Source organism: Aquamicrobium sp. LC103 (assembly GCF_001014615.2).
In the GTDB taxonomy this organism is placed as follows: domain Bacteria; phylum Pseudomonadota; class Alphaproteobacteria; order Rhizobiales; family Rhizobiaceae; genus LBCQ02.
This window is the reverse complement of record NZ_LBCQ02000017.1, coordinates 86,096-111,032: the sequence shown is the minus strand read 5'-3', so window position 1 is coordinate 111,032 and position 24,937 is coordinate 86,096. Positions and strand designations below refer to the sequence as shown.

The 24,937-nt window shown below is 58.5% G+C and carries 28 protein-coding genes; 18 read left to right on the top strand and 10 right to left on the bottom strand.

Annotation, left to right across the window (positions count from 1 at the left end):
* The first annotated feature begins 9 nt into the window (after positions 1 to 9).
* The 7 genes from XW59_RS27260 (at position 10) to XW59_RS27230 (ending at position 5,985) form a co-directional block, all read left to right on the top strand.
* Positions 10 to 921 (top strand): branched-chain amino acid ABC transporter permease, encoded by a 912-nt coding sequence (locus tag XW59_RS27260; protein ID WP_047144419.1) that lies wholly within the window; start codon positions 10 to 12, stop codon positions 919 to 921.
* Positions 921 to 1,985 carry a branched-chain amino acid ABC transporter permease gene (locus tag XW59_RS27255; RefSeq protein ID WP_047144418.1) on the top strand — a complete coding sequence of 355 codons (1,065 nt, stop codon included), beginning with the start codon at positions 921 to 923 and terminating at the stop codon, positions 1,983 to 1,985. The genes XW59_RS27260 and XW59_RS27255 overlap by 1 nt, the downstream gene beginning before the upstream one ends.
* 73 nt (positions 1,986 to 2,058) lie before the next feature.
* The gene (locus tag XW59_RS27250) at positions 2,059 to 2,778 is read left to right on the top strand and encodes an ABC transporter ATP-binding protein (protein ID WP_047144417.1); all 720 of its coding nucleotides are present in this window, start codon (positions 2,059 to 2,061) and stop codon (positions 2,776 to 2,778) included.
* Positions 2,779 to 2,996: 218 nt separating this feature from the next.
* Positions 2,997 to 3,323: an NIPSNAP family protein gene (locus XW59_RS27245; protein WP_047144416.1), complete on the top strand. Its 327-nt coding sequence runs from the start codon at positions 2,997 to 2,999 to the stop codon at positions 3,321 to 3,323.
* Positions 3,324 to 3,332: 9 nt separating this feature from the next.
* Positions 3,333 to 3,779, top strand: coding sequence for a type II 3-dehydroquinate dehydratase (locus XW59_RS27240; protein ID WP_047144415.1), 447 nt, complete (start codon positions 3,333 to 3,335; stop codon positions 3,777 to 3,779).
* Between the two features lie 24 nt (positions 3,780 to 3,803).
* Positions 3,804 to 4,718 (top strand): acetamidase/formamidase family protein, encoded by a 915-nt coding sequence (locus tag XW59_RS27235; RefSeq protein WP_047144581.1) that lies wholly within the window; start codon positions 3,804 to 3,806, stop codon positions 4,716 to 4,718.
* Between the two features lie 151 nt (positions 4,719 to 4,869).
* Positions 4,870 to 5,985: an enolase C-terminal domain-like protein gene (locus tag XW59_RS27230; RefSeq protein ID WP_047144580.1), complete on the top strand. Its 1,116-nt coding sequence runs from the start codon at positions 4,870 to 4,872 to the stop codon at positions 5,983 to 5,985.
* 92 nt (positions 5,986 to 6,077) lie between these two features.
* Here XW59_RS27230 and XW59_RS27225 read toward each other — a convergent pair whose 3' ends face one another.
* A complete protein-coding gene (locus XW59_RS27225) occupies positions 6,078 to 6,470 on the bottom strand; it encodes a hypothetical protein (protein ID WP_136068051.1) in 393 nt (130 codons plus the stop codon).
* On the opposite strand from XW59_RS27225, the gene XW59_RS27220 reads away from it, so the two are divergent.
* The gene (locus tag XW59_RS27220; protein ID WP_047144579.1) at positions 6,453 to 6,692 is read left to right on the top strand and encodes a hypothetical protein; all 240 of its coding nucleotides are present in this window, start codon (positions 6,453 to 6,455) and stop codon (positions 6,690 to 6,692) included. The two genes, XW59_RS27225 and XW59_RS27220, sit on opposite strands and share 18 nt — an antisense overlap.
* Positions 6,689 to 7,132, top strand: coding sequence for a type II toxin-antitoxin system VapC family toxin (locus XW59_RS27215; protein WP_052958052.1), 444 nt, complete (start codon positions 6,689 to 6,691; stop codon positions 7,130 to 7,132). The genes XW59_RS27220 and XW59_RS27215 overlap by 4 nt, the downstream gene beginning before the upstream one ends.
* A 66-nt stretch (positions 7,133 to 7,198) precedes the next feature.
* On the opposite strand, the gene XW59_RS27210 is transcribed toward XW59_RS27215, so the two are convergent.
* Positions 7,199 to 8,170, bottom strand: coding sequence for an SDR family oxidoreductase (locus XW59_RS27210; protein ID WP_052958051.1), 972 nt, complete (start codon positions 8,168 to 8,170; stop codon positions 7,199 to 7,201).
* Between the two features lie 118 nt (positions 8,171 to 8,288).
* Between XW59_RS27210 and XW59_RS27205 the strand changes: the two genes are divergently transcribed.
* Together XW59_RS27205 and XW59_RS27200 are read left to right on the top strand one after the other, a co-directional pair.
* Positions 8,289 to 9,188, top strand: coding sequence for a LysR family transcriptional regulator (locus tag XW59_RS27205; protein WP_047144412.1), 900 nt, complete (start codon positions 8,289 to 8,291; stop codon positions 9,186 to 9,188).
* Positions 9,189 to 9,792: 604 nt separating this feature from the next.
* A complete protein-coding gene (locus XW59_RS27200; protein ID WP_047144411.1) occupies positions 9,793 to 10,791 on the top strand; it encodes an aldo/keto reductase in 999 nt (332 codons plus the stop codon).
* Positions 10,792 to 11,226: 435 nt separating this feature from the next.
* On the opposite strand, the gene XW59_RS27195 is transcribed toward XW59_RS27200, so the two are convergent.
* The 7 genes from XW59_RS27195 to XW59_RS27165 form a co-directional block, all read right to left on the bottom strand.
* Positions 11,227 to 12,270, bottom strand: coding sequence for an ABC transporter substrate-binding protein (locus XW59_RS27195; RefSeq protein ID WP_047144410.1), 1,044 nt, complete (start codon positions 12,268 to 12,270; stop codon positions 11,227 to 11,229).
* The gene (locus XW59_RS27190; RefSeq protein WP_047144409.1) at positions 12,267 to 13,115 is read right to left on the bottom strand and encodes an ABC transporter permease; all 849 of its coding nucleotides are present in this window, start codon (positions 13,113 to 13,115) and stop codon (positions 12,267 to 12,269) included. The genes XW59_RS27195 and XW59_RS27190 overlap by 4 nt, the downstream gene beginning before the upstream one ends.
* Positions 13,112 to 13,942 carry an ABC transporter ATP-binding protein gene (locus XW59_RS27185; RefSeq protein ID WP_082137474.1) on the bottom strand — a complete coding sequence of 277 codons (831 nt, stop codon included), beginning with the start codon at positions 13,940 to 13,942 and terminating at the stop codon, positions 13,112 to 13,114. Before XW59_RS27185 ends, XW59_RS27190 begins: the two co-directional genes overlap by 4 nt.
* A 9-nt stretch (positions 13,943 to 13,951) precedes the next feature.
* Complete coding sequence (locus tag XW59_RS27180; protein WP_082137473.1) at positions 13,952 to 15,082, bottom strand: NrtA/SsuA/CpmA family ABC transporter substrate-binding protein; 1,131 nt, start codon at positions 15,080 to 15,082, stop codon at positions 13,952 to 13,954.
* Positions 15,003 to 16,157: an LLM class flavin-dependent oxidoreductase gene (locus tag XW59_RS27175; protein WP_052958049.1), complete on the bottom strand. Its 1,155-nt coding sequence runs from the start codon at positions 16,155 to 16,157 to the stop codon at positions 15,003 to 15,005. Before XW59_RS27175 ends, XW59_RS27180 begins: the two co-directional genes overlap by 80 nt.
* A 13-nt stretch (positions 16,158 to 16,170) precedes the next feature.
* Entirely contained in the window at positions 16,171 to 16,860 is a 690-nt protein-coding gene (locus XW59_RS27170) for a class II aldolase/adducin family protein (RefSeq protein ID WP_136068049.1), read from the bottom strand.
* A 462-nt stretch (positions 16,861 to 17,322) separates the two neighbouring features.
* Positions 17,323 to 18,240 (bottom strand): NADP-dependent oxidoreductase, encoded by a 918-nt coding sequence (locus XW59_RS27165; RefSeq protein ID WP_047144407.1) that lies wholly within the window; start codon positions 18,238 to 18,240, stop codon positions 17,323 to 17,325.
* 210 nt (positions 18,241 to 18,450) lie between these two features.
* Here XW59_RS27165 and XW59_RS27160 point away from each other — a divergent pair, with 210 nt between their 5' ends.
* The 4 genes from XW59_RS27160 to XW59_RS27145 all read left to right on the top strand — a co-directional run bounded on the left by XW59_RS27160 (position 18,451) and on the right by XW59_RS27145 (position 20,925).
* On the top strand, positions 18,451 to 19,326 hold the full coding sequence (locus XW59_RS27160; protein ID WP_047144406.1) for a LysR family transcriptional regulator: 876 nt from the start codon (positions 18,451 to 18,453) through the stop codon (positions 19,324 to 19,326).
* 105 nt (positions 19,327 to 19,431) lie between these two features.
* A complete protein-coding gene (gene msrB, locus XW59_RS27155) occupies positions 19,432 to 19,878 on the top strand; it encodes a peptide-methionine (R)-S-oxide reductase MsrB (protein ID WP_047144574.1) in 447 nt (148 codons plus the stop codon).
* The gene (gene msrA / locus XW59_RS27150) at positions 19,878 to 20,390 is read left to right on the top strand and encodes a peptide-methionine (S)-S-oxide reductase MsrA (RefSeq protein ID WP_047144405.1); all 513 of its coding nucleotides are present in this window, start codon (positions 19,878 to 19,880) and stop codon (positions 20,388 to 20,390) included. Before msrB ends, msrA begins: the two co-directional genes overlap by 1 nt.
* A gap of 52 nt (positions 20,391 to 20,442) precedes the next feature.
* Complete coding sequence (locus XW59_RS27145; RefSeq protein WP_047144573.1) at positions 20,443 to 20,925, top strand: thiol-disulfide isomerase; 483 nt, start codon at positions 20,443 to 20,445, stop codon at positions 20,923 to 20,925.
* 160 nt (positions 20,926 to 21,085) lie between these two features.
* Here the strand turns inward: XW59_RS27145 and XW59_RS27140 are convergent, their stop codons facing one another.
* Positions 21,086 to 22,072, bottom strand: coding sequence for an alpha/beta hydrolase (locus XW59_RS27140; protein ID WP_052958047.1), 987 nt, complete (start codon positions 22,070 to 22,072; stop codon positions 21,086 to 21,088).
* Between the two features lie 80 nt (positions 22,073 to 22,152).
* Here XW59_RS27140 and XW59_RS27135 point away from each other — a divergent pair, with 80 nt between their 5' ends.
* The 3 genes from XW59_RS27135 to XW59_RS27125 are packed head-to-tail and all read left to right on the top strand — an operon-like array spanning position 22,153 to position 24,936.
* Positions 22,153 to 22,770 (top strand): FMN-binding negative transcriptional regulator, encoded by a 618-nt coding sequence (locus tag XW59_RS27135; protein ID WP_170990234.1) that lies wholly within the window; start codon positions 22,153 to 22,155, stop codon positions 22,768 to 22,770.
* Positions 22,771 to 22,829: 59 nt separating this feature from the next.
* Positions 22,830 to 23,981, top strand: a complete 1,152-nt coding sequence (locus XW59_RS27130; RefSeq protein ID WP_052958045.1) for a C45 family peptidase — start codon at positions 22,830 to 22,832, stop codon at positions 23,979 to 23,981.
* Positions 23,982 to 23,991: 10 nt separating this feature from the next.
* On the top strand, positions 23,992 to 24,936 hold the full coding sequence (locus XW59_RS27125; protein WP_047144404.1) for an ABC transporter permease: 945 nt from the start codon (positions 23,992 to 23,994) through the stop codon (positions 24,934 to 24,936).
* Position 24,937 lies beyond the last annotated feature (1 nt).

The following is a 24,937-nucleotide window of genomic DNA, read 5'->3' as shown; positions in this document are numbered from 1 at the left end:
GGTGATCCCATGACACATTTCATCCAAGTTCTGATTGATGCGGTTGCCATCGGCAGCCTCTATGCCCTCGTCGCGCTGGCGATCGGTCTGGTCTTTGGGGTTATGAGGCTGATCAACTTCGCCCAAGGCGACTACATCACCATCGGGGCATATTCACTGGTTGTTCCATCCGCTGCCGCGACACCCGCGCTGATGTTCGGTGCCCTGCCTTGGCCGGCGATGATCCTGTGCGTAATCCTCACGGTGGTGGTGCTTGCGCTGGTTACCGAGCGGCTGGCATTCCGTCCGCTTCGAAATTCCGATTTGACCTCGCTTCTCATTTCGTCCTTCGCAGTAAGTTATTTCCTGCAAAGCCTGATCCTGATGGTGCATGGCGGGCGCCCGAAAACGGTGAGCATCGGAGACGCATTGAGCAGAGCCGTGGAGATTTTCGGTGTCCGGCTGCCAGGCGTCCAGCTCCTGACCATGGTCGTTGCCCTGACGCTGCTGATCGTGCTGGTGCTGTTCCTCAAGAAAACGCCGATTGGAATACAATTGCGCGCTGCGGCAGAGGATTTTCAGATGGCCCGGCTGTTGGGCGTGCCGGCAAACCGCGTCATTGCGATTGCCTTCGCAATCAGCGGTATCCTCGGTGGCACGATCTCGTTGCTAGTCATCATCCAGACCGGCACTTTGGACATCAGGATGGGCCTGATGCCCACGATCTTTGCTTTCTTCGCCACGGTGATCGGCGGAATGGGGTCGTTACCCGGCGCCGTCGTCGGCGGCTACATTATGGGAATACTGAGCGTTCTTCTGCAAGCCTATCTGCCGGCCGAGCTCCGCCCGTTCCGCGATGCCGGCGTATTTAGCATCGTCATCCTCATACTGCTCGTGCGTCCACAGGGCATATTTGCGAAAACAGCCAAGGAAAGAGTGTGATGCTGATTCTGAAGCGTATGTTCCCGGTAATCGCACTGGTTGTACCGCTGATAATCGTTGTTTTCGTTATCGATCAATTCGGAACGGGCAACATGCAACGTGTGTCTACGGAAGCGCTGGTTCGGCTCGTATTCGCGGTCGGTCTCTACATGTTCGTCGGCAATTCCGGCATCTTGTCGTTCGGACACATGACCTTCTGCGCGGTCGCCGCTTACGCATCGGCATGGCAGACCTGCTGCTCGATGATGAAGCCCACAATCATGTCGGGGCTTCCCGCATTCGTGCGCGACAACACCTTCCCACTCATTCCTTCAGCATTGACCTCCGTAGGGTTGGCGGGCGCGGTGGCGTTGGTGTCGGGTCTTGTTCTGATGAGGCTTTCGTTCTTCAGCGCCTCGATCTCCACGCTCGCCTTGCTGGTTATCATGAACGTTGTCTTTGCGAACTGGACCACGGTTACAATGGGCAACTCAACGATCGTGGGATTGCCGGTCTACGTAACGATCTGGGGTGCCCTGGCGGCTACCGTCGTGGTCATCGTGCTGGCCTATCTTTTTCAGAATTCCCGTTGGGGTCTGATGCTTCGGGCCACGCGCGAGGAAGAAGTGGCCGCGCAAGCCTCCGGAGTCTCGCTTTACTGGTCGCGCTTTATCGCGTTCACCTTGTCGGGCTTCGTCGCGGGGCTGGCCGGCGTCCTCTTTGCCCACTTCATGGGTACGGTATCGCTCAGCAATTTCTTCCTGAACCACACATTCATCATCGTCGCCATGCTGGTCATTGGCGGCATGCATAGTCTGGCGGGCGTCGTGGTCGGTGTTGCGCTGATCAGCGCGGTGACCGAAGTGTTGAGGCAGGCGGAGGCGGGATACTCCATTGGAGGCTTGAGCTTCGCCGTACCGCCCGGAACGCAGGAACTCGTGCTGGCGGTGACAATGCTGTTGATCCTCATCTTCCGCAAGGACGGGATCATGGGCGGCAAGGAATTCCGCTGGCCCTGGCCTGCCCGAAGCGACCGTCTCGCTATTGAAGAGCGGAAAGTGGCGAGCGTGCAACGCTCTTCGTGAGGCAACAACGATGGATGAACCGGGTTTGGCGGCAATAACGCATTGCCATGAGCCCGGCCACAGGGAGGATTGAATGCTGAAGATAGAGCAGGTCGTTGCGGGCTATGGTCGCCTGACGGCGCTGAAGAATATCGATCTGAGGGTGGATAAAGGGGAGGTCGTCTTCGTCGTTGGCCCCAACGGCGCCGGCAAGTCGACCTTGCTGAAGACCATTTCCGGCTTAATGGCACCGACATCCGGGCGTATTTCCTTCCAGGGAGAGCGCGTCGATGGAAAAGCGCCGGAGCAGGTATGCAGGAAGGGGCTCGCCTTGATTCCCGAAGGACGGCACATCTTCAAGACGCTGACAGTACAGGAAAATCTGCTGGTCGGTGCGATGATCAGAAAGAATGCGATGGAAGTCCGTGCCGATATGGAGATGGTGCTCGAGACCTTTCCCATCCTTCGGGAGCGCTATAACGGCGTCGCGGGCCACTTGTCCGGCGGCGAGCAGCAGCAACTGGCGATTGCCCGATCGATCCTGCAACGTCCCACGCTGCTGATGATCGACGAGCCTTCGCTGGGATTGGCTCCCCTGATGATCGACCAGGTGTATAGCAGCCTTCGCCAGCTCAACCAGACCGGCTTGACCCTGCTCATCGTGGAGCAATCGACAGGCCGGATCATGGATCTGGCATCACGAATTTATGTGCTGCGTAACGGCAATGTCGTCCTGGAAGATGCACCGGGCAATCTGGCCAATGGCAATGCTCTGGACGCCGCCTATTTTGGTTTCTCGGACAACGCCGCGTAAGGCACGGGGATGCAGCGGCTTTACGCTTTGCCGCAACGTCAGGCCTCAAAAGAATATCCGAACTCGGGACAACGATCCGAGATCGGAAGCTCGCCCAAAGCTTCGGCTACGAGATAAACTGGACCCTTCATTTCGTCAGATATTGGACCTTTTTCCTCGCCACAATTGCGTTATGGCTGGGTTGAGGGATAAAGCAGTCGCCAGAGAGGAAGAGCACCATGATCCACGAAATGCGAATTTACCACGCCGCGCCCAAGAAACTCGGACATGTCGTTCAACGTTTCGAAAACCACACGATCGGCATTTTCAAGCGACTGGGAATCCGGCCGGTGGGATGCTGGACGGTCGTCATCGGAGAGGCCAACGATCAGTTCATATACATACTCGAGTGGAAGAACCTCGCGGAGCGGGAAGAGAAGATGGCCGCTTTCATGAAAGATGAGGAGTGGCAAACGGTTTGGGCGGAAACCGACAAGGACGGGCCTTTGGTGAGATATACGACGAACCGGATCCTTCAGCCTGTTTTGACAACGCTGACCCAGTAAGAGGGCGCCATGGTACCAAAGATCGTTGTTCTGAACGGACCTTCCTTAAATCTCCTCGGCACCCGCGAACCGGAGGTGTACGGCACCACAACCCTTGAAGAGATTGAGGCTATGTGCCGTAAACGTGCTGGCCTGCGCAATCTCGACCTGACGTTTTTCCGGCAAACCAATCATGAGGGTTTTCTGATCGACTGGATCCATGAAGCCCGATCTTTGAACGCCGCTATTGTCATCAATCCGGGTGCTTGGCTGGCCACGTCCGTCGCGATCGCCGATGCGCTGAAAATATCGCAGTCCCCGGTCGTCGAGGTGCATCTGTCGAACATCCATCGTCGCGAGTGGTCTCACAACGAATCCTACGTTTCGAAGGTTGCGAAGGGTGTCGTCGCGGGGTTTGGCTACCATAGCTATCTCTATGCCATCGATGCCCAGGCAGATTTGCTCGCCCCCCGCTAAACCCAAGCGTGATTGGATAAAGTGATGCCAGAAAAGTTTATCAGCAAAGAAAATCTCAAATATCAGCTGACCGCTGCTGATGCATATGTCGATCACATCTCCCCAGGGGATGATGTCACCATAGAGTGTGAGATTGCTTATAACGGCGGTCTGGTCACATCACTTGAATCCGTGGTGACGCCAGAAGATCTCCGGTTCCCGTATTTCAATCCCCTCACCGGGCCGATTGAGGTGAAAGGTGCCAAAGCGGGCCAGGTGCTTTGCGTCCAGATCAAATCCATGCAACTGGATGAATTCGGGCTTACGGGTCTCATGCCGCACAGCGGCCTGTTCCAAGACTGGATCTTTCAGCGCCAGCCCGAGTTCACCAGGTTCAAGCCGATACGCGTCGCGGATGGCATAATTCATTGGGACGAAAACCGCAGGATTCCTGCTGCGCCAATGGTTGGAGCCATCGGGGTCGCGCCGTCCTTCGGCGGCATATTGAGCATCGATAACGGCGAACACGGCGGTAACATCGACGTGCAGGAGGTTGCGCCCGGATGTACCATCTATCTGCCGATTCAGGTCGATGGAGCCTATCTGTATATTGGTGATTGCCACGCGCGTCAGGGAGATGGCGAGGTTTGCGGAGTGGGCGCCATCGATATCGGAGCACGCGTCACGCTCGCGGTCGAGGTTAAGGACCGGCCTTCGCGCATGGTATGGCCCCGGTTTGAGAACGATACGCATATCGGCGTGATCGGCCTAGGTCGGCCTCTTGAGGATGCGATGCGCGTTGCCTACCGGGAAATGATCTATTGGCTGGCCGACGACTACGGCTTTTCAGAGCCCGATGCGTACATGCTTCTGTCGTCGATCGCCGAGGGGCGAGCAACCCAGATCATGAATCCAAAATCTACTTACGTATGTAAGGTGAATAAGGAATTCATAAAATAGTTCACGTTCGTCATAATTAAAAGATCCGTAATTCTATTGGGTGCCCGTCAGCATAACCCGAATATGCTGAAGAGTTTTGTTTGGCAAAATTCCGGACAAGCATGGGTTTTCGATGGCTGACACTTGCCTGCATGATAGAGGAGCGCCAACGATGGCTGACAGCGGTATCAAGATCAAGCGTGTGGAGATCGCGAGTTGCAGTCTTCCCCTGCAGAAGCCTATCAATCTCGGTTCAGTCAGGATCACATCCCGTGACTACGTCTGCCTGCGTATCGTAACAAATGCCGGCATCGAAGGGTTTGCGATCGGATACAAGAGCGGAAGCCAATCGTTCGAAAGTCTGCAGGCGCTGGCGCCACGGCTCTTGGGGCAAGACGCGCTCATGCGCCAAGCTTTCAATTTCGAGAGTGAAACGTCTCAGGTGCCGGCAAGGGCATCTTATGTTCGGGCGCTGGGTCTGATCGACGTTGCTCTTTGGGATATTACGTCGAAAGTTGCCGGGCTTCCTCTCTACATATTGCTTGGCGGGCTGCGAACCGAGATTCGCGCGATGCCGGTTGTCGGCTTCTCTTACGCCGATCGTCCAATAACCGAGATCGAAGGCGAAATCGATCGCCACTGCGAGAATGGTGAAACCTTGATCAAGATCATGATCAAGGGAACGGACGCAATTACCAATGCCACCTATCTCAGAGCGCTTGCATCCCGTTTTGAGGGGTGTGCATCGTTGGCTGTAGAGACTCACTGGTCGTGGCGGACGATTTCCGAGGCACTAGATACATGCCGCCGGATCGATGACTGTGGCCTTGCATTTATCGAGGATCCCTTTCTGCCTCAGCAATGGCGCCTTGTCGGAGAATTACGCTCCAAGCTCAGGACGCCTATTGCCGTGGGCGAGGATGTACTTGATCTTTATAGCTACGCCGATCTTGTACAAAATGTTGATATCCTGCGGGTGGACGCCACAGGCAGCGGAGGCATAACGACCGCCATGAATGCGTTATCGCTTGCCGCTGCCCATGGCAGAAAGGCAATTCCCCATGTGTTTCCTTATCTGCATGTGCATCTCGCTTGCGCGCACAACGCAATCATGGCGGTCGAGTATATTCCCGAGCACACGGGCACCGATCCAGTTCGCACGCTGTTGAAAAGCTTTCCCACGATACGAAATGGTAAGTTCCAAGTTTCCGATAAACCCGGCGCCGGGTGTAACCTTCAGTGGAATGCCGTTGCGCAGTATTCCACGGAAGCGCGCACATTTGAGTGATTGCCACCTCTGCAGCAGACCGCACCAACCTCAGATAGGCGTGAGCGCTGCCGGGTCGCCAGATCCGAGCCGACGCAAGGCTGGGGGCACGTTCACTGCGGATGCTTGGTGAGCGCTTCGGTCAGAGATCGAGGAGCAGCTTCTGGTGAGGCAAAGAGCTGCTCGCCGCTGCGCGCATCGGCGGCGAAACCGTCAACCGCTGCCACATAGCGAAGGCTGTCAAAGCTCATTGTGCTGTAGCCGACCAGGTCGTCAATGAAAAAAAACCGGCATAGGACGATAGCTGCCATAGGCGGCGATAGTCGACGCCGCCCCTCACCCCGACCAGTGTTTGGTTCATATCCGATTGGTCGCATCGGATGCCCGATCTCTTTTCTGTTTTCTCCGTCCTCCCTTCCGCGTTTTCCTTGAAATGCGTTTTTCCTGTTGCTATCTTTGCTCTCAATGATCTCATTGGGAGCATCATCATGCCTGGCAACCTGCACGTTCGAAATCTCGACGACGAATTGATCGTCAAACTGAAAATTCGCGCCGCCCGCCATGGCCGGTCGGCGGAAGCCGAGCATCGGGAGATCTTACGCCAGGCGCTGCAAGCCGAGGTTGAGCCCACATTCGATGATCTTGCCCTTGATCTGCGCAGACTGACCGCATCCCGCCAGCAGACCCCCTCCGAAGTCTTGTTGCGTGAAGGACGTGACGAGCGCTGAAGGAGACGCTTGTCATCGACGCCAGCATCGCCGTGAAGTGGGTGATCAAGGAAGAGGGCACGGAAAACGCCCTCGGATTGAGGTTAGCGTTTCAGTTTGTTGCGCCTCAATTGCTGATCGCTGAATCCGCCAACATCCTCTACAAAAAGGTTCAGCGCGGTCAGTTGCTTCTCGAGGAAGCGATACTGGCGAGCCGCTTACTTGAACGCTCGGGTATCGATTTCGCATCCATGCAAGGGTTGCTGGAACCCGCCACCGAACTGGCAATTAGCCTGTCGCACCCCGCCTATGATTGTATCTATCTCGCGCTAGCGCGCCAGAAGCAGGCACGCTTTGTGACGGCAGACCAAAGGCTTCTCCGCACGATTTCGAATCGGGCGCCTGGGCAACTGGCCGATTTGTGCGTGTCCTTAACGGAACTGGCTGGAACGACGCACTGATGCGTGCGCCTGCCAACTTGATCGCTCGACACTTTCGCACGGATCGGAATTGCTGGAACGCTGATCTCATGCCGTATAGGAAGCATTGTATCCGCGCGCTACATCGAGCGAGATACCGGAAATCGAACTTGCAGCTTCACTGGCGAGAAATACCGCAGCATCTGCGATGGCCTTTGGTTCCAACACAGAAAGATCTCCAAGCGGCAGCATGGGGCCGATAATGCGATCCTGATCTTCCGATGTCGTTACTCCCATCGATCGGATCTGGCCTTGCGACCGGTACATGGGTGTGTCGGTCGGACCTGGCGCGATAGAGTTGACCGTTATGTTATCAGGCCCCAACTCGAGCGCCGCCTGCTTGGTGAGGCCTATGACCGCCCACTTGGTCGAGGTGTAAGCGCCGTTGCCGGGGACGCCTTGGCGCCCGCCGATGGAAGAGATGGCGATCAGTCGACCTGTACCGCGCTGTCGCAGCGCGGGTATGGCCGCCTTGAAGCTATTGAATACGCCATGGACGTTGACGTCGAAGACGCTTTTCCAATCAAGTTCCGTACCCTCGGCAAAACTATGCCAGCGCACACAACCCGCGTTAGCGACCACGATGTCGAGACCTCCGAACTCCGACATCGCGCGTTCCACCGCCGTCCCCATCTCGTCAGGTATACGGACATCGGCTTGAATCTTCAGCACGCGCCCGCCGAACCTCACCGCAGCAGCTACAGCTTCGTCGAACTCCTGCATATTGGCGGTACGATAACCGTCGACCGGAGGAACGGCGTCCGGATCGGCGAGGTCCACCATCGCCACAGCAGCGCCTTCGCGCACATAAGCCTCGGATATGGCGCGTCCGATGCCGCGGGCGGCGCCTGTCACCAACGCTACCCGGCCGGCAAGCACGCCGTTCGTGGTGGCCTCCCGTCCCTCTGCCGATGTGTTCGCCATGCCGGAGCTCGAGACGACCGTACCGACAATCAGGCTATTGCGAAGGAAGTCACGTCGCGCGTTATCGTGAGTCTGAAAACTATTGCCAGAGCTCATCGTGTTATCTCCTTACTCTGTATTCGGCATATCGATCGCATGGCAAAAGAGTCTGCACGACCACGTTTGTTTTGATAAGCTGTCGAGAGCTGGACAAATACGTTAGGAAAATTAACGTATGGAATTGGATGATCTCGATGGTGTTGTGGCATTCCTCAAAGTCGCGTCGACTCGTAATTTCACCGAGGCAGCACGCTCGTTTGGCGTGACTCGCTCCGCCCTCAGTCAGACTGTATCCAAGCTTGAATCTCGACTTGGCGTGCCGCTTCTCACCCGCACGACGAGGAGTGTCGGTTTGACGGAGGCAGGCCAGCAATTCGTGACCAACGCTGGTCCGCTTGTCGACGGCACGTTGCGGGCGTTGCTTGCCGTAAGAGAACTGAGCAGCGAACCCAAAGGCCTGTTGCGAATTAACTTACCCCGGGTCGCCATGCCAATCGTCATCGAGCCGATCATGCAAGACTTCGCGAACATATATCCCAATGTGTCATTGGAGATCTTTGTTGATGACGGCTTTGCCGATCTATCGAGAGAGGGTTTTGACGCTGGAATACGATTGGGAGAAATGCTCGAGGCTGACATGGTCGCAGTCCGCTTAACACCGCCACTAAGGCTCTCGGTGGTGGGCTCGCCGGACTATTTTGCTCGCCATGGAAGGCCCACCACGGCCGAGGACCTAAGATTTCACCGATGCATCCAGTTTCGGGGAAGCAGCTCCGGTGAATTGTATCGCTGGGAGTTCGAGCGGGAAGGGGAGGAACTCAAAGTAGCGGTGAAGGGCAGCCTGATCGTAAACGAGAGCAATGCCAAAATTTTCGCGGCAACCCAAGGGCTGGGACTTGCTTACGAGCTTGATGAACTTGTCGATGGCTTCGTAAGAAGCGGTCAACTTGAACGCGTTCTCGAGGATATCACGCCGTCATCACCCGGTTTCTATCTCTATTATCCATCACGCACACATGTGATGCCAAAGCTCCGTGCCTTAATCGATTTTCTCAAGGCGCGCTGGAGAGCGTAAAAGCTGAGAACGGGCACAACGCGAAGGCAATAGGTGTCGAGTGGGATAGCCCTTTTGGCCACACGCTCGTGGATGTCCCGCTTGCAATAGATCGCTTCATAGCCGCTGCCCAGTAACCTCCGAGCACTATCTTTCCGATCATGATTCCGGATTCAACCAACGCGTAGGCTTTACGGACGTTTGACCGCGTCAATCGAACTCAAGCACGTTGTCACGTGCGGTCCTCAAGACGCCACGGTTATCAGATCACTAACCTCATTCAGAACTCGGTCGCGTTTGTACATGTCTAGCAATCTGGAACTGTGTTCGAGTAACCACTGCGAATGTCAGTCAGGAAGATGGGTGAGTCCGATCCGCGTTGCGGCAGGGGTCGCGTGTCCCTCGGAGGCCAAGGCGTCGAAGAGCATCAATGGGTGAGGTCTATGTTAGAAGACGAAACCTCAATGGCGCTTATACTAATTGTGCATTGCCGCAATTGAGGAGCCATCAATAGGCTAATCTCGTCATTGCCCTGAAGCCTGATCACAAAAAACAGCGAACACCGGCCGGATTGGTATTCCTCCAAGGCTGAATCCTGGGCGAAAACAATTGAAGGAAGCAATTGATGAAAACACGCCAACTTGGCCCCCATCTTGCGGTTTCTGCAGTCGGACTCGGTTGCATGGGCATGAGCCACGCCTACGGTGGACAGGACGAACAGGACGCTGTCCGCACGCTGCACCGGGCAGTCGAACTTGGTGTCACATTCTTTGATACGGCCGAGGTCTATGGCCCGTTTGAGAACGAGATCCTGGTCGGCAAGGCGCTGAAGCCCTACCGGGATAAGGTGGTAATCGCGACCAAGTTCGGCTTTCGGATCGATACAGGCAAGAAGGGCGTTGAAGCCATGGCCGGCGTGGATGGTCGGCCTGACCATGTCCGCGAAGTGGCCGAGGCATCGTTAAAGCGGCTCGGAATCGAGATGATCGACCTTTTCTACCAGCATCGCATCGACCCGCAGGTGCCTGTCGAGGATACTGTCGGTGCAATGGCGGAACTCGTGAAGGAAGGCAAGGTGCGCGCTCTCGGCCTTTCCGAAGTAGGCGCCGAAATTATCCGCCGGGCACACGCCGTCCATCCGATTTCCGCCCTGCAGAGCGAGTATTCGCTTTGGACCCGCGATCCGGAAGGCGAAATCTTCGACACCTGTCGTGAACTGGGCATCGGCTTCGTGCCATTCAGCCCGCTTGGTCGCGGCTTCCTGACAGGCAAGATCCAGAAGCTGGAGGATTTCGATGCCGGGGACTTTCGGCGCACGCTCCCGCGCTTCAGTCCCGAGAACATGGTGACCAACGCTTCAGTGGTGAAAATGCTAGAGGAGATGGCTGCTGAAAAGGGTGTGACGGCCGCGCAGCTCGCGCTCGCATGGGTTATCAACCAAGGTGATTTCATTGTTCCAATCCCAGGTGCACGCAAGATCGCACATTTGGAGCAGAACGTTGCTGCCGCAGAAATTTCGCTCTCGGGCGAGGACATTAGAACACTCGGTGATCTGCTGGCGCCAGAAAAATTTGTCGGCAAACGCTACGGCGATGCCGGCGCGTGGGTGACCGAACAAAAATGAACTGAAGACGACCGGCAGCTTATGGTGAGCGAAGTATCACACAGGGACTGCCGACGAATGCTGGTATCAGTAGTTGTGAGCCCAGTAACCGGAAGTTTAACGAAAACTCCGGCTTCCGGCAGAGTTTTGCGTTTGGAACGCAATCGCTCTGAACCACAGGAAAACGGTGGTGTTGTAAGAGCTCTCGCCGTTTACTTCCACTTTCCACCAGCTTTTCCTGCAAACGGACTTCCTTCCAACCTCAGAGGAGGTGCACCCTTGCAGGTGATGAAGACAGGCCCGAAAAGGCTGAGTGTTGTGCGCGAGCGGGTCCAGAGATTGCATACGGCGAAGGGCGGTTCTCTCAGAGATCCGTCGATAACAACCGTCTGGCTCTTGAGGAGCAACGTCGCTCGTTTTCCGAATAATTTGGCGCCATATCCCTTGAATGTTTTGTCAGAAAGCGGGCGTGGTCGGCCGTGATGTTAATGCAAGCCGTGCAGCGGTTTCGAGCAGCTTCGGCTCCGCCCAGTCGGTCACGTCGAATCCGTCATCGATGAAGCCGTGGCGAGCGAGGCGGTCGACCTGTAGCTGCAGCAGCGACATGCGCTGCCGATCCAGCGTCGGCGCAAGACCGATGTGGAATTGAGGGCCATAAAGCGCCTGGATGCGCGCGGCCGTGGCACCCGTTTCCTGACCGACGATCTCCGCCGTGCGCCGAGGATTTGCCGCAGCCCAGTCCGCCGCTTTCAAGGTCAGTGCAAGAAAATCCAGAACCCATTCCGGCCGATGCTCCAGAAGCTCCGCGTGAACCGTGATCGGCCTCGGCGTGCCGTTGTTCACGCGTGCCTCGATCGGCAGGGTGTCAATCTCCACAATGACGTGAAGACCCAGTGAAAAGGCGGCCTCGCGCGCGGCGGCGCCCTTGATGTAGGCCGCATCTGCTTGACCATCGGCAATCTGGTGCAGTGATGGCCAATCCTTTATCCCGAGTTCGGTACGCAGCCGTCCCGGCGGCACGGTCCGCTGAGGTGGCGTTTCGACGATCGTGACGTCCGTCGGATCAAGTTCGAGCGAACCCAGGGCCGCCTCAAGCCCGCCCAAGGCCATGGCCCTGGCGTGGCTGGCGTTCTTCCGTATGGCAAATGCGGGAACGGCAATGCGCGCGCCAGCAATATCCTTTGCCGCAGGAACCCTACCGGGGTGCGCGACGATCGCCTGTCCTTCGTCGATGAAGGTCAAGCCGAGCAGACGGGTGGGAGCGCCTTCCGCGTAGGCCACGATGGCCGGAACATTTCCGCCTTCTCGGAAGAGCGTGCGAAGGGAGTGGTCGTAGTGCGACAGCGAGATTTCGAGCGGTGCATCCTGCAACACTCCGAATTGCGCACCGTCTCGGGCGAACCGCTCCCCGAACCATCCGAGATCAAGCGCTATCCCGCTGGCGGTCGGCACCTGGCATCGTGTGTACCAGACTTCGTCATACGCCGAATGCAAGCTCATTCGCCGGTTCTCGCGCGATCGTTCGCCAGATGCCAATGGAGAACCTTTCGCTCTACGAGCAGGAAACCGGCATTGAGCAGATAACCCACCACGGCAACGGTTGCCGCGCCCGCATACATGCGGGAGATATCGAGCGTTTGCTGGGCGTGGATGATATAATAGCCGACGCCGGAATTGCCTGCGATCATGCCGGCCGCGATGGCGATAACGAACGAACCTGCAAGCGCCAGCCGCAGGCCGATGAAGATTTCGGGTGCCGCGGCCGGTACCACGATTTCGCGCACGGTCTGCCACCAGGACAGGTTGAAGGTGGCGGCGGTGTCGCGCAGCGCGGCCGACACTCCGCGGGCGCCCGCATAAGATGCGATAAGGATGGGGATCGTCGCCGATATGAGGATGGCGATGACGTTCATCTCGCGGCCGAGGCCTACATACAGGATGATGACAGGCACGAAGATGATGGTCGGTATGGGACGAAGCAGTTCCACCAGCGGCTCCATCAGCGCGTAGAAGACGCGCACCCAAGCCATGACCACCCCAATCACCACACCAAATATCGTCGACAAGACGAAACCGTAGGCCATCGAAATCATCGTGTCGGCAAGCTGCCACCTCAGTTGCCCAACTGTCATCTCGCGCCACCATGCAGCCGCGATACGCGACGGAGCAGGCAACCCCGGCGACGGGCTAACCTGCGCGACCACCTCCCAAACCATCACGAGAACAAGCAGCGCAAACCAACCGAGCGAACGGCTCTGGAAAAACCTTGCCGCCGCAACCGACAGGCGCCCTGGTTTACTTTCGTTTTCGGCGATGCCTCGGCCTTCCAATGGCGCGATCGTCATGCCGCCCTCGCTTTGTTTTCAGCCGGCTTTGCCAGAACGCTGCCCAATAGTTCGCGGCGATATTCCAGGTAACGGGGATGTTCGCGCGTCTCCAACTGCGCCCGAGGGCGCGGGAGCGAGATATCGACCTCGGCGCCGATGCCTTTCCCATCAGGGTTGAGCACGATGACCCGGTCGGCCATGTAGATGGCCTCATCGATGTCGTGGGTGACGAGCACGGCGGTGAAGCCGAACTCCTTCCACAAATCGAGCATCATGTCCTGCAGCATTGCTCGGCTGAGCGCGTCCACCGAACCGAAGGCTTCGTCCAGAAGGATGATCTTCGGGCGCGAGGCAATTGCACGCGCAATGGCCACGCGTTGCTGCATGCCGCCGGAGAGCTCGCGCGGGTAGCGGTCGATCGCGTGGGACAAGCCAACACGATCGATGATTTGCTCGACGGCAGTGACGCCACCGCTGCTGCCTTCGACCGCGTGACGTTCGCCGAAGCGCACATTTTCTCGCACCGTCAGCCACGGGAGAAGCGATTGGGAATAGTCCTGCGCGACGAAGCGGATTTGAGCGGGCGGCGCATCGACGCGTGCGTCGCCAATGCTAACCCCGCCCTGCCTGGCTCGCGTCAATCCGCCGATCGCACGCAAAAGCGTGGATTTGCCTGAGCCGGAACGCCCCACCAGTGCGAGGAATTCCCCGCTCTTGACCGTCAGCGATACGTCCGCGAGGGCGTCGACGCTGCCGTGTTTTCCATCAAAGCGCACTGAAAGGTGGCTGACCTTGATCGGCGGCGTGGCATGCGCACGCTCCTGAATAGGATGAACCCGGGCCATCGGTGTCTCCTAGAGGCTCGGCGCGGTCGCGGTCTTGTACAGAAGCGGCTCGACATCGATGACCTGGTTGATCACACCCTTGGCATGCGCGATCTCCAGCCACTCGCGGATTGCGCCAAGATCGGCCGGGCCTGATTGAGCCGCATTGACGTCGTTCAGACGCTCGATTACGCCCGGCACCTGCTTTTCCAGTTCGAACAGGTCTATGTCGTCATATTTGAGCGAGATCCCGGCCTTCCGTTCGGCCGTGTAGGCATTGTAGATGCTCGAGCCTTCACGGGCAGCCTTCACAAAGCGTTCAGCGAGATCCGGGTTGGCGTCGATCCAAGCCGTGGTGGCGAAATAGCCGGCCGTGCTCGTGCGCTCGGGAATCTGCTCCCACGGCCGGCCTTCCAGAATCTTGACGCCATATTGCTGCTCCCACTGGGCAACATGCGGGTCGGAAGCAATCGATGCATCGATCTGGCCGGACGCAAGCGCGGCGCCGACAGTTTCGCGCTGATTGATGATGACATATTCGACCGAGTCGGGATCGACGCCGAAACGTTCCAGGTAGAGGCGAACGCGCAGGCGGGACTGAGCGTGCGCGGCAGTGCCGATCTTCTTGCCTGCGAGATCTGCGGGCTTTTCGATCCCGCTATTGGCGGAGGCTATGATGTAGTCGGAATTGCCGCGCCCGTTGGCCGCTTGAAGGAAGGTCAGGTCGAACCCGTTCTCACGGGCACCGATCCAAGCGAAGAGATCGGCGTATCCGATTTCGAGCGAACCGCCGACGGTCGCTGCCAGGATGTTGGGGCCGCCGGCAAGCGTCACGATCTCGATTTCAATGCCTTCGCGCTCGAAGATACCTTCCTCAATAGCGGTCTTGATGCCGGGAACGGCGCCGAACGGGGCCCCGATCCGGATCTTCTCGAAATTCTGAGAGGATGCGACAGGGATTGTGCCTATCGACAGCACGGCGGCCGCCGACAGGGTGAGGGCGGCCAAGAAAGCATGGCGCCGGGTGATTGCAGCGGTCATCGATTTTCTCCCGATTTCGCCAGTTCTTTTGGGGGATACGTCAGGCCGCTTCCGGCTTGCGTTTATCGGAAGGAATGCCCTTTGCCTCGCTTGGCCAGGCATAGGGTTCGGCACGCTCATGCGGTTGCTGCCAGCTGTCGTCGAGCGGAAGCAGCGGCATCACCTGATCGGCAAATCGGTGAGCTTCCTCGAGGAACGGATTGCCTGACAGGATGAAGGATTCCACGCCGATCGACTTGTATTCGATCAAGCGTTCAGCAACGGCTTCCGGGCCACCAACGATGGCGATGCCGGGGCCATTGCGAAGCAGCCCGAAACCGGACCAGACATTGGGATGGAGCTCCAGATCGCGCGCGTGTTTCGGGCGCTTGCCGCCATGGAATGCCGATTGACGGTCCTGGCCGACTGCGTCCTGCTTGCGATTGTTTTGCTGAACCTTTTCGATCGCTTCATCCGTTGCGCTATCCAGCATTTGCTGGGCTGCGTCCCAGGCTTCTTCGTCAGTATCGCGCACGATGAGGTTGAGCCGGATGCCGAAGCCGATTCTCCGGCCGTGCCGGGCCGCCCGCGCACGGACATCCTTGACGACAGCGGCGGTTTCCGCCGGCGGCTCGCCCCAAGTCAGATATTTGTCGATGTGCTTGGCCGCCACGTCGATGGCGACGTCCGACGAGCCTCCGAACCAGAGCGGAGGATAGGGCTTCTGCAGGGATGGGAACTCCGCCTTCGCCCCGCTGACCTTGATGAACTCGCCATCGAAATCGACGGTCTCGCCGGACATCATGCGCCGGTAAACCTCGAGGAACTCGTCGCACCTGCGGTAGCGTTCGTCATGCGCAAGATGCACGCCGGCCGGCGCGAGGCTCGTATGCCCATTCACGATGTTCAGGACCAGCCTGCCGCCGATATTGTGATCAAGCGTGGTCGTCAGTTTCACCAACTGGCTCGGCGTGAACAGCGACGGGTGAACCGCCAGCAAAAACCGCATCCGTCGCGTGTGCGCCGCAAGGCTTGCTGCAGTGATGAACGGATCAAGTCCACCATTGGGCTGGGTGGCGAAAAGTGCGCCCGAATAACCGCGAGCGTCGATCGTGGTCGCTAGCGCGCGCAGATAGTCGATGCCGACAGGCCGGTTCCAACTTGGGTCCCAGGGGTAACGACCGTCGCGGTTCACAACATACCAGAGAATATCCATGGGAGCCTCTTGATCAGCTCAAATTGAAAGGCTGGGATCCACCCAGAGCCTGGGCACGAATGAAGATTGACGCTGCCTCGTCAATGGTCGCGGCAAGCTGTGCGGCGGCCTGTGGCGTCTCGTCGAACACCAGCAATCCATGGTTGGACAGAAGGACGGCGCGCGTATCCGGCTGGGTGGCCAGAAAACCGTCGAGCTGCCCGACCAACCCACCGGAATTCCGTTCCCCATAGGGGCTGACCGGGACGGGTACCTTTTGGCCCCGGGTCACCATGGGTTCGTAATGGACGGGAATAGGAACCTGGGCGACCGCGAAGGCGGTAGCATTGATCGAATGGGTGTGGATCACGGCACCGACACCCGGACGCTTGTAGGCATGGGTGTGCATTGCAATGACCGAGCGTACGCCCGCCCCAAGGCTGCCACTCACAAACTGACCATCGAGCGTCACCACGCCGAAATCGTTTTCGCCGATGTCTGCGGTCATGCCGCGGGCGGTAACGAGGACATGGTCATCCGTGTCGGTAAGACGCACGCTGGCATTGGCCGAGCGCGGGTTGGTGAGGAGTCCGCGCGAACGTAGATGCTCGATCGCCGACAGCAATTGGCGGCGCAATTCCTTGCCTTCAGGGCCGAGGATCGGCGAACCCTCCTCGATCGATCGAATCTGTTCACCGAATTCAATTGCACTGACCGTATTCATCGGCGCCTCCTTGTTATGCTGGAAGCGTATCAAAATCTGTAATGTCGACTAGATTAATAGACTTTCAATTCTGGCGGCATATGGGAACATCGTTTCCGGAATCGCCGCCAAGCGTAGAATGGCATTGCGTGCTGCGGCACTCTGTCGATCCGATCGATAGAGTGGAAAGAGCGGCGCATGGACAGAGACCGGCACGGCCCCAAGCTCGATCGCAGCATCGACATTATCTGCTATCTGCGAATGTCAGGGGGTCGGGCGGCGTGAGTGACACGCGGGTGCCTTGCGGCAATCCAGGGCGCCGGGAGCGGGACCGTCCGGCTGGACAACGCGAGGAGGGCAAGCAGACATTGCGCCGTTGCCTCATCTCTCTCGGTCAAGAAACAGCGGAAACCTTTCTCTGCCGCCTTCTGCGTATTCGTGCGCACGCTCACGCTGCAGGTGAAGGGCTGTTCCTCGGAGTCATCACGAGCGAACGCGGACAACCGTCTTTCCCGCGCGTCGCTCGGTCGCGTTAAAGGTGGCGACGGCATCGTCGAGGGTCGCGATTTTACCGATGTTCGTCCGCAGTCGTCCGTCCCGTATGCGCTGGACGATCTCATTCAGTTGGCGACGATCGGACTCGACAACGAAGTCAATCGCCAGGCCGTCGGTGGGCCGTGACTCAGCCGGCCCGACGACAGTCACCAGCATCCCTCCGGCTCGGATCAGGGCTGCGGAGCGTTTCTGGATGTCCCCGCCGATGACATCGAACACCAGATCGACTCCGCCTATGTCTTCCAGGGCGTCGTTCTCGAGATCGACGAATTCATTTGCGCCGAAGTCGAGTGCCTTTTGACGGTCGTCGGCACGTCCGGTTCCGATGACATGGGCGCCGGCCTCTCGTGCGAGTTGCGTCACCATCGAACCCACTGCGCCAGCCGCGCCGTGACTGAGGACGCTCTGGCCTGCCTGAAGGCGGCCGTGCTGAAACAGTCCCTGCCACGCGGTCAGGCCCGATATCGGTAAGCTCGCGCCGACGATGAAGTCGACATCGCCCGGCAATGGCGCGAGGTTACGGGCCTCCATGGCTACATACTCCGCCAGCGTGCCATCTCGATGCCAATCCGCGAGGCCGAACACCCGCTGTCCCACCGACAGCCCCGTGGTCCCATAGCCTAGAGCGGTGACCACTCCGGCCAGCTCGTGCCCAGGGATCGATGGCGTCCGGTCACGGTCGCGGCGATCGGCCCAGGTCGAAGGCCACTCCAGCTCAGTCGGAACGAATCCTGACGCATGAACCTGAACGACCACGTCGTTTATCGCTGCCTGTGGCTCGGGCCGTTCCACCAGCTTCATCCCAGCCGTCCCCGCAGACTGATCCGTTACCACAATTGCTTTCATCGGAATTGTCTCCTGGCCGTTAGCCTCTCTGGTGGAAATGCCGCTTGCTGGCGGGTATGGGTAGCAAGCTGGTAGTTCGTTGGTCATTTCAGTTGTCGCAGTGCGGAGCGAAAATTGCCAATAGCTGGCATGTATAGTTTCCATGCGGCTCGTTAATTGCTGCGGTCGACAGCGCTTGCTCGAACTGAGGTCGGCGCTGGAGGAAGAACAATGGAATTCAACCAGATTCGCTATTTCCTGAACCTGGCGGACACCCTCAATTTTACCGAAGCGGCCATGCGAAGCGGGGTGTCTCAGCCCACACTCACCCGCGCGATACAGCGGCTCGAACAGGAGTTGGGCGGAACGTTGGTTTATCGCGACGGAAAAGATAGTCGACTGACAGCCCTCGGACGCGACATCCGCTCCGAATTCGCTGCAATCGTAGATCGTGAGCAGCGGGTTCGGGCGATATCCCTCAATCGGGTTCGCGGCCGCCGTGAAACCTTGACGCTGGGTATCGTTAATACCATCGCGCCGGCGCTGATTACGGGTTTCCTAAATCATGCCCTTCGCCAAATGCCGATGCTCGAACTGGTTCTCCAGCCGATTACGCGCGACCAGGGTTTGGATCTCCTCCTCAGCGGCCAAATTGACGGGTGTTTCTGCACGGATCCAATAGCCGGAAACACCAAGGTCGCTACCGTCGAAATGTTCAACGAGCGACTGTTATTGGCAATGGCACAGGGGCACAGCCTGGCAAACCAGGCTTCGGTTTCGCTTGTCGAGCTGTCGGAGCAACCGTACCTCGATCGGCTCCAATGCGAATTCCGCACGCGCGTGCAAAACCATCTACACGAGCGCGCGATTATCATGATCCCGCGTCTCAGGTCCGAACGGGAGGATTTGATTCAACAAGCCGTGGCGGAAGGCGTAGGTGTTTGCATGCTGCCCGAGCGGTCGGCAATCGTTAACGGTCTGACGTTGCGCCCGGTCGATACGCTGGAGCTGTCGCGCTCGGTCGCATTTCAGTCGATTTCGGGATCCGGAACGGCAGCGGCACTGCGACAGCTCCGTGTGCTCATCGAGCGTTATGTGCGGTCGTGAATTCTTGGGACATGTCAGCCGCACATCGAAACTATAGCCGCCGCGTATTGGACACCTTCGGATCGAATATCCATTTTGTCTGGCATGAGCTCGAAGGAGAAATTCATGGCTGCCTACAAGAAAACAGAAGCTGCGATCGCCGGGCTGTCGCCTGAGGAATATCGGGTGACGCAGCAGAGCGGGACCGAACGTCCTGGAACTGGTGCGCTTCTCTACAACAAAGAACCTGGCATCTATGTCGACATCGTCTCGGGCGAACCGCTGTTCGCATCGTCGGATAAATACGAGTCGGGCTGCGGATGGCCGAGCTTCACCAAGCCGATCGAATCCGCAAACGTGAACGAGCTGCGTGACACAAGCCACGGCATGATCCGGACGGAGGTGCGTTCGACGCATGGCGACAGCCATCTCGGCCACGTTTTCCCTGATGGACCGGGTGATCGCGGCGGCCTGCGCTACTGCATCAATTCCGCTTCGCTGCGCTTCGTGCCCCGCGACGAGATGGTGGAGCAGGGTTATGGTGAATATCTCAACCAGGTGGAGGACATCTGATGAAGACTGAACGTGCTGTTCTCGCGGGGGGCTGCTTTTGGGGCATGCAGGATCTCATCCGCAAGCTGCCCGGTGTGATCTCGACCCGGGTCGGGTACACCGGTGGCGACGTGCCGAATGCGACCTATCGCAATCACGGCACCCATGCCGAGGCGATCGAGATCGACTTCGATCCCTCGCAGATCACATATCGTCGGCTGCTCGAGTTCTTTTTTCAGATCCATGATCCGACGACGCCGAACCGTCAGGGGAACGACCGTGGCACGAGCTATCGTTCCGCGATCTATTTCACCAGCGATCAGCAGAAGGCTGTTGCGCTCGATACGATCGCGGACGTCGATGCTTCGGGACTATGGCCGGACAAGGCCGTCACCGAAGTCGAGCCGGTCGGTGATTTCTGGGAGGCAGAGCCCGAGCACCAGGATTATCTCGAACGTATTCCGAACGGATATACCTGCCATTTTGCACGCCCCGATTGGGTGTTGCCGCACAGGGCCGGTGCTGCCGTTTAAAGTAAACCCGCGGCTCGCGGTACAACGCCGCGAGCCGCTCATGGGGAAGTTCATGAAAACGGGAATTGTGGGTCTGCCTGCACCTCCGCTCGAGCATGTCCGGTGGATCGATGAAAGCGGCGACGAGCGCGGCCCTTTGTCCCTGGCAGAGTTGGGGCAAGGCTTCAGAATACTCTATTTCTTTCAGGACTGGTGTGCGGGCTGCCATGCACACGGCTTTCCCGCATTCGTGACTCTTGCCGAGAAATTTAAAGGCGTTGGCCTTGCAGCCATCCAGACCGTGTTCGAAGGATCGGACGTCAACACCTTCGACCGTCTGCGGGAAAATCAGCGACGATACGGACTACGGGTTCCCTTTGGGCACGCCGCCGCCAACTCCACCTCAACAGAGATAGTGCCTGCGATCATGGAGGCATACTGGTCCGGCGGTACTCCTTGGTTCGTCGTTATCGCGCCCGATGGCAGCGTCGTATACGACGGTTTTGGGCTCGACGTAGAGAGTCTTGTCACCGCCCCGAAACTTTTCATTCGCTAGGCTCCCCGCGGACGGCAGAGCCGGGGCCGGTCCAAACCGCCCGCCATGGACAGTGCTGAGCGAATAGTCGCTGTTTGGCGAACACCGGCGCGGTCTTGCGTCCACATCCGATCTCGCTGACAGGCTTCGGTACCCCAATTCGAAATCACGCCCGCGTCAGCTACTCAACCTTTTCGGCGCAGGCGCCGTGGAGCACAGCAAGTCTCTCATTCAACAGTCGGATAACGTCGTTGAAAGCTTCCTTGGCTTTGATTGATACGGCACTATGGCCCATGAAGTTGTGGATCATCGCATCAAAGCAGCGATACTCCACGCTCACGCCCTGAGCCGACAGGCGGTCAGCGAGCGCGCACCCCTGATCGCGAAGGACGTCGTTTCGCGCTGCGAAGATGACCGTATCCGGCAGGACGTCGAGATCGGTCGCGACAATGGGAGAAGCACTTGGATCGTCGGCAAGTGCGCCGTCAACCAGATACTGCTCGCCAAAATAGCACATGTGGTCGAAATCCAGCCCCTTGCCGAGGGCAAACTCTTCGTCCGAAGCTGACGCGGCGGTCATGCCGAAATACGGTCTGAAGTCGGTGACCGGATAGAGCAAGCAAAGCAGGCGGAACAGGTCCCGGTTTTCCGCGCCGAAATAGCGGGCCACGTTGATGGCGAGATTGCCGCCGGCACTGTCGCCCATCAGCGTCACACGCTTCGCGTCCAGGCCCAGCTTGGATGCGCTGGCGAGTAGCCATCGGGCCGCCGCTACACTGTCGTCCACGGCTGCCGGAAACGGGCATTCGGGCGCTTTCCGATAATCGACGAAGGCGACGGCGCAATTGCAGGCGAGCGCGATGTTGCGAGACTGGCGCTCATACGCTTCGGCATCGCCGAGTACGAAACCTCCGCCATGGAAATAGATTATGAGCGGTAGAGGTTTGGCCGACCCTAACGGCTTGTAGATCACGACGGCAAACGCATCGGCTCCTTTCCCGATCTCGATCCGATGCTGCGATGTGGGCTCGGATGGAATGACGCTTCGCTCGTTGTATCGGGTGCGATAACCCGCGCGCATGTCCTTGACCGAAACCTCGCGTATTGGCGTCACACGCCGGGGCGCGGCCGCTGCCAACATGGCCTCGATATCCGGGTCGATCGTCATTCTGCTTCCTGTTCCCCACTTGATTTCGCGTAAAATTCTGACATTTTATGCGCAAAAATCAATGGGAAATTTTGCCTTCGATGTTCGTTCCCTCGCATTATGCTGCCGCGAATCCCCGCTCGATCATTCGAGACCATCCTTTTGCAGCGGTCGTGACGACCGACGAGAAAGGTATGCATGCCACCGCTACTCCGGTGTTTTTCGAAACCATGGGGGCGGAGGAAATGGATCTCGTCGGCCATATCGCGAGGCGAAATCCGCAGGCGGACGGCTTTCATCCAGACCAAAACGCGTTGCTGATTTTCTCCGGTCCGAACGCCTACATATCCGGCGCCTGGTACCGGCAAAAGCCTCAGGTTCCGACCTGGAACTATATCGCCGCCCAGGTGCAGGGAACGCTGACGCCCCTTGACGATTCAGCAGAAAGCCTTGCTGTACTTCAGCTCACGGCGGAAAGGCTGAGCTCAAGGAGAGGTGATGCCTGGCATCTGGAAGATGCGCCGCAGGGCCGTGTCGAGGCGCTCCTGCCGCACATCCGTTCCTTTCGCGTGAAGGCTCGCGCGATCGAAGGGGTCGAGAAGCTCAGCCAGACGCATCCGCAGGAAGATCGTCTGCGCGTGATCGCCAATCTGGCGCAACGCGGAGAAAGTGGCGATCTGGCAATCGCCCGGCTGATGGCGGAGCGGGAGGCCGGATGAAAATGGCCCCCGCTTTCACGAAGACGCTTGTCAGATGAATTTTATGCCGCTACGAATTTATGCGCAAAAATATTGAGGCAGAGATGCAACCCATGCAATTCCCGTTCGTCGAAATATCAGGAGGGCCTCGCGACAGAGGTCGGCAGTACGGAGCATTTGCATCCGCAAGGATAGCGCGGGGTATCGAGCACTATCTCGCCCAGTTCTCCGCCTGTGGCCTCGACACCGCGTCGATCCGTCGACACGTCGAATCCTATCTTCCGCGCATTCGCGATTTCGCGCCGACATTGGTGGAAGAAATGGAAGGTATAGCGGAAGGTGCCGGCGTCGAGTTCGAGTCGATCGTTCTCCTCAATGCCCGCACGGAGCTTCTGCACGAGGCGAGGGTGGTTGCGAACAGGCAGCGCGAAAAGGAAGAGCCGGACGGGTGCACCGGCGTGGTGATCCTGCCGCAGGCGTCTGCGACGGGCCAATTGATCCACGCGCTCAATTGGGACTGGAAGGCCGAATGTGCATCGACGTCCGTGGTCGTACGGATAAGGCGCGACGACGGGCCTGACGTCCTGACATTCACCGAGGCGGGTGCTGTGGCGCGGGCCGGCATGAACGCGGATGGTCTGGCGGTTACGGCCAACTATATCGAATCCGACCAGGATTTTCGCAAACCCGGCGTCCCGCTGGCGCTTGTGCGTCGCAAGGTGCTCGAGGCGGAAACCTATGCACAGGCCATCGGAGTGATCGCATCGACGGAGACGCTCACGTCGAACAATCTCATCCTCAGCCATCGCGATGGAGTCGCCATTGATTTCGAATGCGCGCCGGCCGAAACCTTCGCGGTTTATCCAACGGACGGGATGATTGTGCATGCCAATCACTGGACCAGCGTGGCCGGCCTCGCAAAATACAAGGATACCGGCATCCTCACGACGCCAGACAGCCTTTATCGGGATCACCGCGTGCGCGAACGACTGTTGCTCAAGGGTGGCAAGATCAGCAAGGCCGATCTGGTCGAGGCGCTGCGCGACAATTTCGGGGACCCCTGGTCCGTTTGCCGACCGCCGCGTCCCAATCCCTATGGCGCGCTCACGGCGACTGTGGCCATGCTTGTCATGGACAGCACGGCCGGCACCATGGAATTGACGCCACTACCCGCCCTCAACACAAAATCGAGCACCTACGCCTTGTCGGGTGATCCGGCGATGGCGGCCTGAGAACGAAGCTATGGCGGCCTATCTGCTCAAGCGGCTGGGAATGAGTGCGATCACCTTGTCGCTGGTCGCGGTGACCGTGTTCGTTCTTATCCGGTTGGTGCCGGGCGATGCCGCCTCCCTGATGCTCGGCGAATCCGCGACCGAGGCTCAGCTTGAGATCCTGCGGCAGCGCTGGGGACTGGACCAGCCTTTGCCCATCCAGTTCCTTTATTGGGTAGGCGACGTGCTCCGAGGTGATCTCGGCACCTCCACGCGAACGGGACAGGCAGTGCTCCCGCTTATTCTCGACCGTTTCCAGGTAAGCGCGGTCATCGTTCTGGTTGCTATGAGCCTTGCCGTGCTGATCGCCATTCCTGCGGGCCTTTTCGCGGCATGGCGCCAGAACAGCTTGTCCGACTTTCTGGTCGTCACGCTGGCAACACTGCTGCTTTCCGTCCCCAGTTTCTGGCTCGGCCTGCTGATGTTGCTTTTGTTCGGGCTCAAGCTCGGCTGGCTACCGGTGCTCGGTTATGTCGGTTTCAATGAAGACTTCCTGCGGGCGATCTCCTTCATCGTTCTGCCGGTGGCAACACTGGCTCTCATCGAGGCCGGCGTCCTGATACGCATGGCGCGTGCCAGCGCCATCGAGATATTGCGGCTTGAATATGTGGCGCATGCCCGCGCCAAAGGTGTTTCGGAATGGAAGGTGCTGGCAAAACACGTTTTGCCGAACGCCTTTGGCCCGACACTGACGCTGATAGGCCTGTTGCTCGGAAATCTCCTGGGGGGCATCGCGGTCCTAGAGACGGTTTTCACGCTTCCCGGCATCGGGCGTCTTCTCGTCGATTCCATCTATGCGCGCGATTACCCGGTGGTGCAGGGATGCCTGCTACTGACGGCAAGCGTCTTCGTCATGATCAACCTCGTCGTCGACCTGCTCTATCCGGTCTTCGATCCGCGCGTGGCGAGGGTCTAGC

Bases quoted from the DNA above. Each gene is read 5' to 3' on its own strand.
- XW59_RS27260 (WP_047144419.1), top strand. From the start codon at position 10: ATGACACATTTCATCCAAGTTCTGATTGATGCGGTTGCCATCGGCAGC.
- XW59_RS27255 (WP_047144418.1), top strand. From the start codon at position 921: ATGCTGATTCTGAAGCGTATGTTCCCGGTAATCGCACTGGTTGTACCG.
- XW59_RS27250 (WP_047144417.1), top strand. From the start codon at position 2,059: ATGCTGAAGATAGAGCAGGTCGTTGCGGGCTATGGTCGCCTGACGGCG.
- XW59_RS27245 (WP_047144416.1), top strand. From the start codon at position 2,997: ATGATCCACGAAATGCGAATTTACCACGCCGCGCCCAAGAAACTCGGA.
- XW59_RS27240 (WP_047144415.1), top strand. From the start codon at position 3,333: ATGGTACCAAAGATCGTTGTTCTGAACGGACCTTCCTTAAATCTCCTC.
- XW59_RS27235 (WP_047144581.1), top strand. From the start codon at position 3,804: ATGCCAGAAAAGTTTATCAGCAAAGAAAATCTCAAATATCAGCTGACC.
- XW59_RS27230 (WP_047144580.1), top strand. From the start codon at position 4,870: ATGGCTGACAGCGGTATCAAGATCAAGCGTGTGGAGATCGCGAGTTGC.
- XW59_RS27220 (WP_047144579.1), top strand. From the start codon at position 6,453: ATGCCTGGCAACCTGCACGTTCGAAATCTCGACGACGAATTGATCGTC.
- XW59_RS27210 (WP_052958051.1), bottom strand. From the start codon at position 8,170: ATGAGCTCTGGCAATAGTTTTCAGACTCACGATAACGCGCGACGTGAC.
- XW59_RS27205 (WP_047144412.1), top strand. From the start codon at position 8,289: ATGGAATTGGATGATCTCGATGGTGTTGTGGCATTCCTCAAAGTCGCG.
- XW59_RS27200 (WP_047144411.1), top strand. From the start codon at position 9,793: ATGAAAACACGCCAACTTGGCCCCCATCTTGCGGTTTCTGCAGTCGGA.
- XW59_RS27195 (WP_047144410.1), bottom strand. From the start codon at position 12,270: ATGAGCTTGCATTCGGCGTATGACGAAGTCTGGTACACACGATGCCAG.
- XW59_RS27190 (WP_047144409.1), bottom strand. From the start codon at position 13,115: ATGACGATCGCGCCATTGGAAGGCCGAGGCATCGCCGAAAACGAAAGT.
- XW59_RS27185 (WP_082137474.1), bottom strand. From the start codon at position 13,942: ATGGCCCGGGTTCATCCTATTCAGGAGCGTGCGCATGCCACGCCGCCG.
- XW59_RS27180 (WP_082137473.1), bottom strand. From the start codon at position 15,082: ATGAGCGTGCCGAACCCTATGCCTGGCCAAGCGAGGCAAAGGGCATTC.
- XW59_RS27175 (WP_052958049.1), bottom strand. From the start codon at position 16,157: ATGGATATTCTCTGGTATGTTGTGAACCGCGACGGTCGTTACCCCTGG.
- XW59_RS27170 (WP_136068049.1), bottom strand. From the start codon at position 16,860: ATGAATACGGTCAGTGCAATTGAATTCGGTGAACAGATTCGATCGATC.
- XW59_RS27165 (WP_047144407.1), bottom strand. From the start codon at position 18,240: ATGAAAGCAATTGTGGTAACGGATCAGTCTGCGGGGACGGCTGGGATG.
- XW59_RS27160 (WP_047144406.1), top strand. From the start codon at position 18,451: ATGGAATTCAACCAGATTCGCTATTTCCTGAACCTGGCGGACACCCTC.
- msrB (WP_047144574.1), top strand. From the start codon at position 19,432: ATGGCTGCCTACAAGAAAACAGAAGCTGCGATCGCCGGGCTGTCGCCT.
- msrA (WP_047144405.1), top strand. From the start codon at position 19,878: ATGAAGACTGAACGTGCTGTTCTCGCGGGGGGCTGCTTTTGGGGCATG.
- XW59_RS27145 (WP_047144573.1), top strand. From the start codon at position 20,443: ATGAAAACGGGAATTGTGGGTCTGCCTGCACCTCCGCTCGAGCATGTC.
- XW59_RS27140 (WP_052958047.1), bottom strand. From the start codon at position 22,072: ATGACGATCGACCCGGATATCGAGGCCATGTTGGCAGCGGCCGCGCCC.
- XW59_RS27135 (WP_170990234.1), top strand. From the start codon at position 22,153: ATGTTCGTTCCCTCGCATTATGCTGCCGCGAATCCCCGCTCGATCATT.
- XW59_RS27130 (WP_052958045.1), top strand. From the start codon at position 22,830: ATGCGCAAAAATATTGAGGCAGAGATGCAACCCATGCAATTCCCGTTC.
- XW59_RS27125 (WP_047144404.1), top strand. From the start codon at position 23,992: ATGGCGGCCTATCTGCTCAAGCGGCTGGGAATGAGTGCGATCACCTTG.